This window comes from Kitasatospora sp. SUK 42, from assembly GCF_015776785.2.
Classification (GTDB): Bacteria; Actinomycetota; Actinomycetes; order Streptomycetales; family Streptomycetaceae; genus Kitasatospora.
The window spans coordinates 470989-484495 of record NZ_LFMD02000005.1; the positions used below are offsets into that span (position 1 = coordinate 470989).

15 protein-coding genes are annotated in these 13507 nt (G+C 72.7%); 6 read left to right on the forward strand and 9 right to left on the reverse strand.

Annotated elements, in window-relative coordinates; translation table 11 throughout:
* Positions 1 to 281: 281 nt before the first annotated feature.
* Both RZ50_RS20730 and RZ50_RS20735 read right to left on the reverse strand, forming a co-directional pair.
* Positions 282 to 1724 (reverse strand): amino acid permease, encoded by a 1443-nt coding sequence (locus tag RZ50_RS20730; protein ID WP_196949085.1) that lies wholly within the window; start codon positions 1722 to 1724, stop codon positions 282 to 284.
* Positions 1725 to 1964: 240 nt separating this feature from the next.
* Entirely contained in the window at positions 1965 to 2213 is a 249-nt protein-coding gene (locus tag RZ50_RS20735) for a hypothetical protein (protein WP_196949084.1), read from the reverse strand.
* A gap of 163 nt (positions 2214 to 2376) precedes the next feature.
* On the opposite strand from RZ50_RS20735, the gene RZ50_RS20740 reads away from it, so the two are divergent.
* Together RZ50_RS20740 and RZ50_RS20745 are read left to right on the forward strand one after the other, a co-directional pair.
* Complete coding sequence (locus RZ50_RS20740; protein ID WP_196949083.1) at positions 2377 to 3363, forward strand: Ku protein; 987 nt, start codon at positions 2377 to 2379, stop codon at positions 3361 to 3363.
* 49 nt (positions 3364 to 3412) lie between these two features.
* Complete coding sequence (locus RZ50_RS20745) at positions 3413 to 3697, forward strand: hypothetical protein (protein WP_196949082.1); 285 nt, start codon at positions 3413 to 3415, stop codon at positions 3695 to 3697.
* Positions 3698 to 3746: 49 nt separating this feature from the next.
* Here the strand turns inward: RZ50_RS20745 and RZ50_RS20750 are convergent, their stop codons facing one another.
* Both RZ50_RS20750 and RZ50_RS20755 read right to left on the reverse strand, forming a co-directional pair.
* Complete coding sequence (locus RZ50_RS20750; protein ID WP_196949081.1) at positions 3747 to 5135, reverse strand: NADP-dependent succinic semialdehyde dehydrogenase; 1389 nt, start codon at positions 5133 to 5135, stop codon at positions 3747 to 3749.
* Between the two features lie 198 nt (positions 5136 to 5333).
* A complete protein-coding gene (locus tag RZ50_RS20755; protein WP_196949080.1) occupies positions 5334 to 5615 on the reverse strand; it encodes a DUF6158 family protein in 282 nt (93 codons plus the stop codon).
* 141 nt (positions 5616 to 5756) lie between these two features.
* Between RZ50_RS20755 and RZ50_RS20760 the strand changes: the two genes are divergently transcribed.
* Genes RZ50_RS20760 through RZ50_RS20770 form a run of 3 tightly spaced genes read left to right on the forward strand, consistent with a single transcriptional unit; the run spans position 5757 to position 8682 of the window.
* A complete protein-coding gene (locus RZ50_RS20760; protein ID WP_196949079.1) occupies positions 5757 to 6350 on the forward strand; it encodes a helix-turn-helix transcriptional regulator in 594 nt (197 codons plus the stop codon).
* Positions 6347 to 7648, forward strand: a complete 1302-nt coding sequence (locus RZ50_RS20765; protein ID WP_308271955.1) for an MFS transporter — start codon at positions 6347 to 6349, stop codon at positions 7646 to 7648. Before RZ50_RS20760 ends, RZ50_RS20765 begins: the two co-directional genes overlap by 4 nt.
* 50 nt (positions 7649 to 7698) lie before the next feature.
* A complete protein-coding gene (locus RZ50_RS20770) occupies positions 7699 to 8682 on the forward strand; it encodes an adenosine deaminase (protein ID WP_196949078.1) in 984 nt (327 codons plus the stop codon).
* 51 nt (positions 8683 to 8733) lie between these two features.
* Here RZ50_RS20770 and RZ50_RS20775 read toward each other — a convergent pair whose 3' ends face one another.
* From RZ50_RS20775 to RZ50_RS20790, 4 genes are all read right to left on the reverse strand, one after another.
* A complete protein-coding gene (locus tag RZ50_RS20775) occupies positions 8734 to 9351 on the reverse strand; it encodes a vitamin K epoxide reductase family protein (RefSeq protein WP_196949077.1) in 618 nt (205 codons plus the stop codon).
* Positions 9348 to 10139, reverse strand: a complete 792-nt coding sequence (locus tag RZ50_RS20780; protein ID WP_196949076.1) for a thioredoxin domain-containing protein — start codon at positions 10137 to 10139, stop codon at positions 9348 to 9350. Before RZ50_RS20780 ends, RZ50_RS20775 begins: the two co-directional genes overlap by 4 nt.
* Before the next feature lie 112 nt (positions 10140 to 10251).
* Positions 10252 to 10911 (reverse strand): hypothetical protein, encoded by a 660-nt coding sequence (locus RZ50_RS20785; protein ID WP_196949075.1) that lies wholly within the window; start codon positions 10909 to 10911, stop codon positions 10252 to 10254.
* Between the two features lie 87 nt (positions 10912 to 10998).
* Positions 10999 to 11481, reverse strand: a complete 483-nt coding sequence (locus RZ50_RS20790) for an SRPBCC family protein (RefSeq protein ID WP_196949074.1) — start codon at positions 11479 to 11481, stop codon at positions 10999 to 11001.
* A gap of 87 nt (positions 11482 to 11568) precedes the next feature.
* Between RZ50_RS20790 and RZ50_RS20795 the strand changes: the two genes are divergently transcribed.
* Complete coding sequence (locus tag RZ50_RS20795; RefSeq protein ID WP_196949073.1) at positions 11569 to 12438, forward strand: Fpg/Nei family DNA glycosylase; 870 nt, start codon at positions 11569 to 11571, stop codon at positions 12436 to 12438.
* A 57-nt stretch (positions 12439 to 12495) separates the two neighbouring features.
* On the opposite strand, the gene RZ50_RS20800 is transcribed toward RZ50_RS20795, so the two are convergent.
* Positions 12496 to 13353 (reverse strand): SAM-dependent methyltransferase, encoded by an 858-nt coding sequence (locus tag RZ50_RS20800; protein WP_196949072.1) that lies wholly within the window; start codon positions 13351 to 13353, stop codon positions 12496 to 12498.
* Positions 13354 to 13507: the final 154 nt, after the last annotated feature.

The following is a 13507-nucleotide window of genomic DNA, read 5'->3' on the forward strand; positions in this document are numbered from 1 at the left end:
CCCCGGCCGGGGCGGCCGGTCGGCCGGTGCGGCGGGGGCGACCACTATCGAGGGCCGTAGACGTGGAACCCCCTGTGGGCGGCCTCACACGTCCGCCGGGCCGACGTCGACGCACCGTGACCGCGCGGTCGCCGTCCAGGGCGCCGTCCGGCGGCCGCCGGGCAGCGGTCCGGTGGCGGACACGGCGGCGGTGGACGCAATGGCAGTGGGCACAACGGCACCGGGCCCGGGAGCCTCCGCAACGGCTCCCGGGCCCGGCCCTGTCGGGCGGTGCGGGCGGGTCAGGACCCCGCCACCGCCACCGCCGCCCGCCGCCGTCGGCCCACCACGGCCGACGCCGCCAGCACGATCGCCGCGGCAGCCAGCGACAGGTACATCTGCTTGCGCCCGTCGGCGTCGGTGAACATGTACGCCACCACGAACCCGATCATGCCGATGGCCGTCCAGGTCAGGTAGGGGTACAGCCACATCCGGACGGTCAGCCGCTCGGGCATCTCGCGCTCGATGATCCTGCGCATCCGCAGCTGGGAGAAGCAGATCACCAGCCAGACGAACAGCGCGACCGCTCCGGAGGAGTTGAGCAGGAAGGCGAACACGGTGTCCGGAGAGGTGTAGTTGAAGAAGACGGCGACGAAGCCGACGACCACCGAGGCGAGGATGGCCGCCCGCGGCACGCCCCGGGAGGTCACGCTCGCGAAGACCTTCGGCGCGTCCCCGCGCTGGCCGAGCGAGAAGGCCATCCGGGAGGCGGTGTACATGCCCGAGTTGAGGCAGGACAGCACGGCCGTCAGCACGATCACGTTCATCACCTGGCCCGCGTGGGGGATGCCCACGTGGTCCAGCACCGCCACGTACGGGCTGTCCTTGACCGCGGAGGAGTTCCACGGCAGCAGGGTGACCACCAGCAGGATCGAGCCCAGGTAGAAGATCCCGATCCGCCAGATCACGCTGTTGGTGGCCTTGCTGACCGCCTTCTCCGGGTCCTCCGACTCGCCGGCCGCGAGCGTGACGATCTCGCTGCCCATGAAGGCGAACACCACGGTCAGCATGCCGGTGAACACCGCCCCCACCCCGTGCGGCAGGAAGCCGCCCTGGCCGGTCAGGTTGGTGGCGCCGACCGCGTGGGTGCCCGGCATCAGGCCGAAGGCGGCGAGGGTGCCGATCACCAGGAACGCGGCGATCGCGACCACCTTGATCCCGGCGAACCAGAACTCGAACTCGCCGTAGGAGGCGACGGAGAACAGGTTGGTGGCGGTCAGCACCGCCATCACTATCAGCGCCCACCCCCACTGCGGCACTCCGGGCACCCAGCCGTTGAGGATCTTGGCACCGGCCGTCGCCTCGACCGCGAGCACCACGACCCAGAAGAACCAGTACAGCCAGCCGATGGTGAAGCCGGCCCAGCGGCCCAGCGCGCGGTCCGCGTACGCGGAGAACGACCCGCTCTGCGGGTCGGCCGCCGCCATCTCGCCGAGCATTCGCATCACCAGCACGACCAGCACGCCCGCCATCGCGTAGGAGAGCAGGATGCCCGGGCCGGTGGTCGCGATGCCCGCGCCCGATCCGACGAACAGCCCGGCGCCGATCACGCCGCCGATGGCGATCATCGACAGGTGCCGGTTCTTGAGCCCGGCCTTCAGGTGGCCGTCGCCACCGTGTGCGATCGGGCTGGACTGGTGGGGGACCGGGGTGGATACCGCGGGCCTGGTGGTGTCCGCACTCATCAAGGGTGCCCTGTGCCTTTCCCGCGCGGCATGACCCTCGACTCGTCTCGCCGAAGGGTGGGGGACGGACCGCGCATTGCGGTGCAACGTAACTTCTCCGCCCGGCTATCGGAACAGAAGTTCGGTAAATGTTCGCTAACCGGACAGGAAACCGCAGGTCAGAGGGGTTGAAAAAGGTTCCGGAAACCTCAAATCTGACGCATCGTCAGTATGGCGAAGATCGGATTCCGCACCAGGGGATCAGAGTTCACACAGTTCGAGCACGATGATCTCTGGTCGCACGTCGAACGATTCGGGGGCGAGCCGGGCGGCCAGGATCCGCGGAATGTCGCTCTCCCGCGAGTACCCGGGCACCACGGTGACCTCCTCCCGGCGCACCCCGGGTTCGCCGCGCACGGTGTAGACCACCCGGTAGGTGGTCCGATCCGGTGGCGGCGCACGATCCGGACCGCGGGTGTGACGGCTGTCCCCCCGGCTCCGGACGGTCATCCGCATCGACCTCCTCGGCCCATTGTGAGCGCGGTGTGGCCGATCGGCGCAAACCCGGGCACAGTGGGACTCTCGGGGCAATCCTCGGAGCACCCCCGAACGTTCTCGACGCCGGTCACGTCGGCGCAGGCCACGTCCCCGGCGCAGGTTCAGGAGCGACCCCATGCAGACCACCTGGAAGGGGACGATCAGCTTCGGGCTGGTCAGCATCCCCGTCCACCTGTACTCCGCGACCCAGGAGCACGACGTCCCGCTGCACCAGGTGCACGCCAAGGACGGCGGACGGGTCCGGATGAGGCGGTACTGCGAGCGGGAGGAGAGGGAGGTCCCGTACGCCGAGATCGCCAAGGGCTACGAGTCGCCCGACGGCCGCACCGTCACGCTCACCGACGAGGACCTCGCCGACCTGCCGCTGCCCAGCAAGAAGATCATCGACGTGCTGGCCTTCGTGGAGGCGGACGAGATCGACCCGCTGATGTTCTCCAAGGCCTACTACGTGGGCGTGGCCGACAAGGCCGCCGCCAAGCCGTACGCGCTGCTGCGGGACGCGCTGGTCGAGTCCGGGCGGATCGCGGTCACCAAGATCGCGCTGCGCACCCGGGAGTCGCCGGCCGTGCTGCGGGTGCACGACGGGACGCTCGTGCTCCAGACCTGCATCTGGCCCGACGAGGTCCGCCCGGCGGCCGGGATCGCGCCCGAGGAGGACGTCACCGTCCGGCCTCAGGAGCTGAAGATGGCGCGCTCGCTGATGGACACCCTCTCCGAGGACTTCGACCTCGCCCAACTGCACGACGACTACCAGCAGGCGCTGCAACAGGTGATCACCGCCCGGCTGGAGGGCGTCGAGGTCCCTCACGAGGAGGAGCCCGGCGAGGCGCCGGACAACGTGATCGACCTGATGGAGGCGCTGCGCAGCAGCCTCAAGCAGGCCAGGGGCGGGCGGGCGCGGGGCGCCGGGGCCGGGCCCGAAGCCGAGGCCGAGGAGGAGCCCGCGCCCCACAGGCGCGCCGCGGCGAAGAAGAGCTCCGCGGCCGGCGGGAAGCCGGCCGCGCCGAAGGCCGCCGCATCGAAGGCCTCCGCGTCGAAGGCTGTCGGCGCGGCGAAGAAGACCACCACCCGAAAGCCCTCGGCTCCGCGCAGGGCCTCCTGACCCCGCGGGCCGAGCCCTCCCTCCCGTCCAGCATTGGAGGCGATCCCCGATGGACCTGCTGACCTACAAGGAACTCGAAACCGCCCCCGACACCCCGCCGAAGGCCCGGGGCTTCGGGCACCGGGCCTGGCACTGGCTGCTCAGCCTCAGCCCCACCGTGGTGACCTTCATGATCGCGCTCTCGATCGGCCTGTGCATGGTCGCCGTCCAGGTGAGCCTGCTGCCGGTCCTGGTGCCGATGGCGGTCTTCTGGGGCCTGACCCTCATCGCCATCGTCGGCGTCGTCGCCCGCTGGCTGACGCCCGGCCCGGGCAGACACCGGATGGCGTCCTGACCGGGCCGGGGTGAGCGCGGATCCGGGGTGAGCGCGGATCCGGGAGGGCTCAGCCGATCCACACCGTGGTGACGTTGCAGAACTCCCGGATCCCGTGCCCGGACAGCTCCCGCCCGAAGCCCGAGCGCTTGACGCCGCCGAAGGGCAGCGCCGGGTGGGAGGCGGTCATGCCGTTGAAGAACACCCCGCCGGCCTGGATGTCGCGCACGAAGCGCTCCTGCTCGGCCTGGTCGGTCGTCCAGACGTTGGAACTCAGCCCGAACGGGGTGTCGTTGGCGAGCGCCACCGCCTCGTCCAGGTCGGCGACCCGGTAGACGGTGGCGACCGGGCCGAAGGTCTCCTCCTGGTGGATCCGCATCGCCGAGGTGATGCCGGTCAGCACGGTCGGCTCGTAGAAGTACCCGGTGTCCCAGCCCTCAGGGCGGCCGCCGCCGCACTCCACCCGGGCGCCGTGGGTGCGGGCGTCCTCGACCAGCTCCTCCAGGTCGTCCCGGCCCTGGCGGCTGGCCAGCGGGCCGACGTCGGTGGCCTCGTCCATCGGGTCGCCGATCTTCAGCCCGCGCATCGCCTCGGTGAAGGCGGCGGTGAAGCGGTCGTACACGTCGGTGTGCACGATGAAGCGCTTGGCGGCGATGCAGGACTGCCCGTTGTTCTGCACCCGGGCCCGGACGGCGGTGCGCACCGCGGCGTCCAGGTCGGCACTCGGCAGGACGACGTACGGGTCGCTGCCGCCCAGCTCCAGCACCGCCTTCTTCACCTCGTCCGCGGCGGCCGCCGCGACCGCCCGCCCGGCCGGCTCGCTGCCGGTGAGGGTGACGGCGGCGACCCTGCGGTCCCGGATCACGCCCTCGACCGCGCCCGAGCCGATCAGCAGGGTCTGGAAGCAGCCCTCCGGGAAGCCGGCCCGCCGGAACAGCTCCTCGATCGCGAGCGCCGTGCGCGGCACGTTGGAGGCGTGCTTGAGCAGGCCCACGTTGCCCGCCATCAGGGCCGGGGCGGCGAACCGGAGGACCTGCCAGAAGGGAAAGTTCCAGGGCATGACGGCGAGAACTGGACCGATCGGGCGATAGCGGACGTACGCGCGGGCGGCTCCGGAGTCGCTGACGTCCGCCGGAGCCGGGTGCTCGTCGGCCAGCAGCTCCTCGGCGTGCTCGGCGTACCAGCGCATCGCCTTCGCGCACTTGGCGGCCTCGGCCCGGGCGGCGGCGAGCGGCTTGCCCATCTCCTCGGTCATGATGCGGGCGACCGCCTCCTGGTCGTGGTCCAGCAGGTCGGCGGCCCGGCGCATCAGCTTGGCGCGGGTGGCGAAGGGGGTGCCTCGGTAGCTGTGGAAGGCGGCCTCGGCGCGGGCCAGCCGCCGCTCGATCTCGGCCGCGTCGAACGGTTCGAAGGTCTGGACGGTCTCGCCGGTCGCGGGGTTGACGCTGGCGATGGGCATGCGGGGCTCCCTTGGGGGTCCGGGTCCGGGTCCGGTGCGCCGGTGCGCCGATGCCCGGTGTGTCGGTGTGTCGGTGTCCGGCGCGTCTGTCTCCGTGCGTCTGCCCTCACACCCTCCCCGACGCCCCGCCCCCGGGCACGCCACCGCCGCCCGGCGTGTCCCGCACGGGTCCGGGGCGGGTCCGGCCTGGTGCCGGCGCTACTCGGGCAGCGACTCCACCCGGGCCGCCGCCTCCCGCGCCCGGGCCCCGGCCCTGGTCCGCGCGGCGGTCACCTGCCGGTTGGGGAAGCGGTGCAGGTACTCGGCCTCCAGCTGGCCGGTGCGCAGCGTGTGCCGCTTCAGCGCGTCCTCCGATCCGTACAGGAACGTCTCGTGGCGCGTGCGGTGCAGCTGCTCCAGCTCGTGCAGCAGGATGTCGTTGCCCAGGGCGTGCGGGGAGACGCCCGCGGGCCGGATGTGCGGGTCCTCGGCGTGCTGCATCTCGGTGCCTCCTCGGCGGATGTCCCCACCTACAGGGTGCCTGCCGACCGCCGACGCTGCACCCGTTCGACCGGGCCCCCATCGACAAGAGATGTTGCACAAGGGCTGTCGCACAAGAGCTCTTGTGGATATTCTCCGGCCATGACCGAGACGACGGACGAACCGCGCGACTCCCGGGAGATCTCCGACTCCCGGGTGCTCGCCTCCCTCACCCACCCGCTGCGCCGCCGCGTGCTCGACCTGCTCAAGGTGGACGGCCCGGCGACCGTCGGGCAGCTCGCGGAACGCACCGGGCAGGCGCCCGGCAACGTCAGCCACCACCTGAAGGTGCTCGCCGAGAGCGGGCTGATCGCCGAGGCGCCCGAACTCGCCCGGAACCGGCGCGAGCACTGGTGGCGGCTCGCCGACAGGGAACTCAGCTGGACCAGGGCCGACTTCGACGGCGACCCGGTCGCCGAGGCGGTCGCGGAGGCGGCCGGCTCGATCCTGCTGGAGCGCCAGGTCGAGCTGGTCCGCGAGTGGGCCGTACGGCGCGGCGGCTACGGGCCCGAGTGGCGGGACGGCTGCTCGATCGCCACCCAGACCTGGCTGCGGCTCACCCCCGAGGAGGCCCGGGAGCTGGCCGCGGACCTGCACGGGCTGATCCAGAAGTGGGCGCACCGGCCGGTGCCGCAGGACGGGCGCGAGCGCGAGACCGTCCTCGCCTTCTCACACAGCGTCCCGGCCCGGCCGTGACCGCCACGATCACCGCCCCGGCACCCGAAGCCCGTTCGCGCTGGGGCCTGTTCGCGCAGCGCGACTTCCGGCTGCTGTGGGCGGGGCAGACCGTCAGCCGGCTGGGAAGCAGCGTCACCACCGTCGCGCTGCCGCTGGTCGCGGTGCTGGTGCTGGACGCCGGGCCGCTCGCCGCCGGCCTGCTGACCGGCGCGGTCTGGCTGCCCTGGCTGGTGTTCGGCCTGCCGGCCGGGGTGTGGGTCGGCCGGGTGCCCCGGCGGGCCGTGATGATCGCCTGCAACCTCGCCTCCGCAGCGCTGTTCGCGAGCGTGCCGGTGGCGGGCTGGTTCGGGGTGCTCACCCTGGCGCAGCTGCTGGCCGTGGCCCTCCTCAGCGGGGTGGCCTCGGTGTTCTTCGACGCCGCCTACCACGCGTACCTGCCCGAGCTGGTGGCGCCGGAGGACCTGATCGAGGGCAACGCCAAGCTGGAGGGCAGCGGCTCGGCCGCCGAGGTCGCCGGACGGGGCCTCGCCGGGCTGACCGTCCAACTGCTGGGCGCGGCGGCCGGGTTGCTCGCCGACGCGGTGAGCTTCCTGATCGCGACCGGCACCCTGCTGCGGATCCGGGCCAGACCGGAGCCTTCGCCGGCGCCGGCCGGCCGTGAGCGGACGGGGCTGCGCGGGCAGGTCCGGGAGGGGCTGTCCTTCCTGCTGCGCGACCCGTACCTGCGCTCCTTCCTGTGCTTCGGCGCGGCCGCCAACTTCGCGCTGATGGGCTACCAGTCGATCCTGCCGCTGTTCCTGCTCCGGGAGGCCGGGGTGGCCCCCGGCTGGGTCGGCGGGCTCGCGTCCGTCTCCTCCGTCGGCGGCGTGCTCGGCGCGCTGGCCGCCCGGCCGCTGTGCCGGCGCCTCGGCACCGCGCGCGGGGTGCGGATCGTGCTGCTCACCGCGGTGCCGCTGGGCCTGCTGATGCCGCTGGCCGGGCCGGGCCCCGGGACGGTGCTCTACGTCGTCGGGTCGCTCGGGGTGGTCGCCGCGGTGGTGCTCTGCAACGTCGTGCTCGGCAGCTTCCGGCAGTCCTACACCCCGCCCGAACTGCTCACCAGGGTGACGGCCGGCTCGATGTTCGCCGTCCACGTCACCATCCCGCTCGGCGCCCTCGCGGGCGGCGTGCTCGGCGAGGCGATCGGACTGAGGGCCACCATGTGGGTGATGACCGGACTGCTCACGCTGGCCGGGGCGCTGCCGCTGCTCTCGCCGCTGCGCTCCCTCCGGGAGCTGCCCGCCTCACCCGCCGAGGCGGGGCAGATCATAGGATGAATCCTTCCGACTTTTCAGGTCCACCCCGCTACCGCTCGGACAGATCGCACATGCCGCTTCCCAAGGCCGAACTCCACCTGCACATCGAAGGCACCCTGGAGCCCGAACTCGCCTTCGCCCTCGCCGCCCGCAACTCCGTCGAGCTGCCCTACGCCGACACCGAGGAACTGCGGAAGGCGTACTCCTTCAGCGACCTCCAGTCCTTCCTGGACCTCTACTACGCGCTGATGGCCGTGCTGCGCACCGAGCAGGACTTCGCCGACCTCGCCGACGCCTACCTCGCCCGCGCCGCCGAGCAGGGCGTGCGGCACGCGGAGATCTTCTTCGACCCGCAGGCGCACACCGCGCGCGGGGTGCCGCTGGGCGTGGTGGTCGACGGGCTGACCCGGGCGCTGGAGCGCAGCGAGGAGCGGTACGGCATCAGCACCCAGCTGATCATGTGCTTCCTGCGCGACGAGTCCGCCGACTCCGCGCTGGAGACCTTCGAGGCCGCCCGCCCGTACTTCGACCGGATCGCGGGCATCGGCCTGGACTCGGCCGAGGTCGGCAACCCGCCGGCGAAGTTCCGCGAGGTCTACCGCCGGGCCGCCGAGGCCGGCCTGCGCAGGGTCGCCCACGCGGGCGAGGAGGGCCCGGCCTCGTACATCACCGAGGCGCTGGACGTCCTCGGCGTCGAGCGGATCGACCACGGCCTGCGCTGCCTGGAGGACCCCGAGCTGGTCGAGCGCCTGGCCCGTGAGCGGATCCCGCTCACCCTCTGCCCGCTCTCCAACGTCCGCCTGCGCTGCATCGACACCCTGGCCGACCACCCGCTGCGCGAGCTGCTGGACGCCGGCCTGCTGGTCACCGTCAACTCCGACGACCCGGCCTACTTCGGCGGCTACGTCGAGGACAACTTCCGCGCCGTCCGCGAGGCCCTCGCCCTCGACCAGGAGACCCTGCGCCTCCTCGCCGCCAACTCCTTCCGGGCCTCCTTCATCGACGAGGCCCGCCGCGCCGAACTCCTCGCCGAGGTCGAGCGGTTCACCTTCTGACCAGTACGCGCACGGCCCCCGGGGGAGTTCCCGGGGGCCGTACGCGGTGGGTCAGATCAGGGTGCTCCAGTAGTACCAGAAGCGGTTGAGGACCAGCAGGGCGATCACCGCGCACCAGAGGGCCGGGACGACCCAGTGGTAGCGGGCGGCCTCCCGGACCACCGGGCGCAGGGCACGGCCGACCGGGATGACGCCGGAGCGCAGGTTGTGCAGGGTGGTGTACCAGAACAGCGGGATCATCGCCGCCCACACCACCATGCAGTACGGGCAGAGCGCGCCGATCCGGTACAGCGCCTGGTACATCAGCCAGGAGACGAAGCCGATCCCGAAGACCGTCCCGGCCTGGAGGCCGAGCCAGAACCAGCGCCGGTACGCCGCCCCGGCGAGCAGTCCGGCACCGACCGCGATCACGACCCCGAAGCCGACCAGGCCGATCAGCGAGTTGGGGAAGCCGAAGGCCTCCGCCTGGTCGCTGCGCATGATCGAGCCGCAGCTGATGATCGGATTGATGTTGCAGCTGGGGACGTACGACGGGTCCTTCAGCAGCCGGATCTTGTCCAGCGTGAGGACGGCCGAGGCGAACAGCCCGACCGCGCCGCCGATCAGCAGCAGCCAGGCGAACGGACGGCTCGCGCCGTGGGTCCGCGCCTCGGGGGCGGCGGCCGTCACCCGGTCACCTGCTTGACCATCGCGGTGAACTGCTCGGGCGAGACGGCCTTGCCGTTGGTGAGGACGTCCAGCTTCTTGCCGTCCAGCTTGACGGTCGGGGTGCCGGTGACGTCGCTCTTGTTGAACTCCTCGTTGACCTTGGCCGCCCACGGCGCGTAGGTGCCGTCCTGGACGGCCTTGACGAAGGCGTCGGTCTTCAGGCCGGGCACCTGGCCGGCGAGGTCCAGGATGTGGTTGACGTCGCCGAAGTCGTCGCTGCGCTCGTCCGGCTGGTTGGCGTAGAGCACGTCGTGGAAGGCCTTGAACTTGTCCACGCCCTCGTTCAGCGCGGCGCCGGCGGCGGCCAGCGCGGTGCGCGAGCCCTTGCCGCCGAGGTTCTTGTCCAGGAACGTCGCCAGGTGGTACTCGATCTTGTACGTGCCGTCGTCGGCGAGCTGCTGGACGGCCTTGCCGGTGGTGGTCTCCAACTGCTCGCAGTACGGGCAGCGGAAGTCCTCGTAGACCTCCAGGGTGTGCGGGGCGTCGGCCTTGCCGTAGGTGATCACGGTGCCGCCGGTGCCGGTCGCGTTGGCGGGGACGACCAGCGGGCCGTTCGCGGCGGAGCCCGAGGAGTCGGAGGAACCGCCGATGGCGAAGGCCACACCCGCCACGAGTGCGAGCACCGCGGCGGAGGAGGCGCCGACCACCACCCGGCGGCGGATCTTGTCGGAGCGCTCGGCCTCGGCGCGGGCGACGCGCATGCGCTCGGTGGCGGAGATCTTCTTGTCGGTCTTACGGGCGTTGCTCATGGGTGTCGTCCTGTGCTCTCGGGCGTGCGGAGGTGCGGGCGCGGCCGGTCGGGGCTCACGGGAGCCGGTCAGGGCCTGCGCGGGGGAGAGACGGCCGGTCGAGCGGGGAGGCTCAGACGGCCAGGGCGAACACCGGCGGACCGCGCCGGACGGCCGGGCGGACGACCACGTCCTCGGCCGGGACCAGCGACCGGCTGGCCCGGGGGAAGGGCACCCGCGCCACCGGACGGGCCGGGACGGGCGCGGCGAGCAGCCGAAGCCAGCGGGCGGCGGCCGGGAGGTGCCGGTGCAGGAACTCGCCCAGCATCCGGGCGGTCCGGGCGAGGCCGGCCAGCGCGGCGTCCGCGCGGCGCAGCCAGAACGCGCCGGCCAGCGCGATCACCGTGTGCAGCAGCAGGAGCAGCAGGACGCCGGTCTGCTGGGAGACGCCGTGGCCGAGCAGGAACCCGCCGAGCGAGCCGCCGCCGCACAGCAGCGGACGGAAGCCGTGCGCGGCGCCGGGCGGCAGGGAGGGGCAGGTGCTCTGGGCGAGGTCGAACAGGGCGCTGACGCCCAGCTCCAGCGGCAGGAACACCGCCGCGATCGCCGGGTAGCCGCGCTCGCGGCCGGCCAGGGCGAAGGCCACCGCGAGGACGGCGACGAAGGCCACGCCCATCGTGCCGACCGGCAGCGCGCGGCCGGTGACCAGCACCTGGCCGAGCCCGGCGAGCAGCACGACCAGCGCGGCGAAGACCGCCGCGCGGAGCGTCCTGGTGGCCGGCCCGATGTCCATGGCATCCGAGTCTGCCACAGGTTGAAAGCGGAACGGTCTGCCGGACGGCGGGCTGTGAACAGCCTCACCACCCTTGCTGAGCTGGGCTTATGCGCCGCTTACGGACTCCGGCGGCTCACCGTGGGGGGCCTCGGCGGCGTTCACCCGGGCCTCCACCAGATCCCGGAAGTGCTCCAGGTCCTCGCGCACCGCCCGCTCGATCGCCCCGGCCTGGGCGAAGCCGTGCGGACCGCCGAAGTCCTGGTGCAGCACCTCCGGGTCGTACTCCACCCGGATCTGCAAGCGGGTGTGCCGCGCGTCCAGCGGCAGCAGTGCGAAGGCGCCGCGCAGGTGGACGAGGTCCAGGGTCCGCCAGGACATCACCCGGCCCCGGCCGCGATCGGTGATCTCGGTGTCCACCGCCCGCTCGGCGCCGTCGATCCGCACCCCGAGGTGCGCGTGGTTGCGCCCGTGCGGGTGGGCGGAACTCACCCCGTCGACGAACCGCGGGTACTCGCGCACTCGGTGGAGCTGCTCCCAGGCGGCGAGGACGGGGACGGCGATGTCGATCTGTTCCTCAAGGGTGGTCATGGCGACGCCTCCTCCGGTCCCAGCCTGCGCTCGCGGGCGTGCCGAGGCAAAGGGGCGGTGCGTCCACGGCCGGGGGAGACTGGGCGCATGCCGGAGCTGCCCGAGGTCGAGGCGCTGAGCGCCTTCCTGTCCCAACGGCTGACCGGGCGGGTGATCGCCCGGGTCCAGCCGGTGGCGATCAGCGCGCTGAAGACGTACGACCCGCCGGTGACGGCTCTGGAGGGGCGCACGGTCGGGTCGGTGACCCGGCACGGCAAGTTCCTGGACATCGAGGCGGGCGGGCTGCACCTGGTGGTGCACCTGGCCCGGGCCGGCTGGCTGCGCTGGAAGGACCGCCTGCCCGCCGAGCCGCCGCGGCCGGGCCCGAGGAACCCGCTGGCGCTGCGGGTGCGGCTGGCGGGCGAGGCCGGGGACGGCTTCGACCTCACCGAGGCGGGGACGAGGAAGGGCCTCGCCGTCCACGTGGTCGCGGACCCGGAGGAGGTGCCCGGGGTGGCGGGACTCGGCCCGGACCCGCTGGACCCGGGCTTCACGCTCGACCGGTTCGCGGCCCTGCTGCGGGGCGACCGGCGCCGGCTCAAGGGCGTGCTGCGGGACCAGGGCGTGCTGGCCGGGGTGGGCAACGCCTACTCGGACGAGGTGCTGCACGCGGCGCGGATGTCGCCGTACAAGCAGGCGTCCGCGCTGAGCGGGGAGGAGACGGCGCGGCTGTACGAGGCGCTCGGCGGCACGCTGCGCGAGGCGGTGGAGCGCTCGCGCGGGCTGGCGGCGGGGGAGCTGAAGGCGGAGAAGAAGCTCGGGCTGCGGGTGCACGGCCGCACCGGGCAGCCGTGCCCGGTCTGTGGGGACACCGTGCGGGAGGTGTCCTTCGTGGACTCCTCCCTGCAGTACTGCCCGACCTGCCAGACCGGGGGCAGGCCACTGGCGGACCGGCGGCTGTCGCGGCTGCTGAAGTGACACGGGGGCGGGACGGCGCGTCGCCGTCCCGCCCGGTGTTCTCGCCGTTGGAGGGCGTCAGCGCTTGATGGCGACGCCGCCCCAGTAGTACGCCGCCTTCGGGTCGGCCGGCGGCGCGCCGTCCGGGCGCCAGGCCAGGACCGGGGCGACGCCGGGCTCGACCAGCTCCCAGCCGTCGAAGAAGCGGAGCACGTCGTCGTAGCCGCGCGGCACCAGGGTCATCCCGCCGGCCCGGGCGGCCTCGGCGACCTGGCCGACCGCCTCCGGGTCGAAGTCCGGGGTGGGGGTGGTCAGGGCGATGCAGCTGCCGACGGGCAGGGCGTCGCGCAGCGCGGCGACCCGGCCCCACGGGTCGTCCTCGTCGGCGATCAGCATCAGCACGGCGATCATCAGCAGGCCGACCGGCTGGGTGAGGTCCAGGGTCGAGGTGAGCGCCGGGTCGGCGAACAGCTCCTCGGGCTTGCGCAGGTCGGCGTGGATGTAGGTGGTGCGGCTGGCCGGGCTGGAGACCATCAGGGCGCGGGCGTGGGCGAGCACGATCGGGTCGTTGTCGACGTAGACCACCCGGGTGCCGGGGCTGACCGACTCGGCGATCTCATGGGTGTTCGGCGAGGTGGGGATGCCGGTGCCGAGGTCGAGGAACTGGCGGATGCCGTGCTCCTGGGCCAGGTAGCGGACGGCCCGGCCCTGGAAGGCGCGGTTGGCCTTGGCCATCTCCTTGACGCTCGGTACGGCCTGCTCGATGGCCTGCCCCATGGCGCGGTCCGGCGGGAAGTTGGTCTTGCCGCCCAGCCAGTAGTCGTACACACGCGCCGAGTGCGGGGTGGTGGTGTCGACACCGAAACGTTCCCACTGGCTCAGCTCGGTGGCGTCGTCCTGCGGGCCCTGCTGGGGGAAGTCCTGACTTGTCGTCATGGCCACGTCCTCTGATGGCAGATCATCACACTGGGGAAGGCACAGCGTAGCGGCCCTGACGGGAAGCCGGGCGTCCGGTCGGGAAAGATCCGGGGAAGTAGTGGGGACGTGGGGTGTGCCCGGGGTGCGCTCGGCCCGTGCTTGAGCCGTCGGA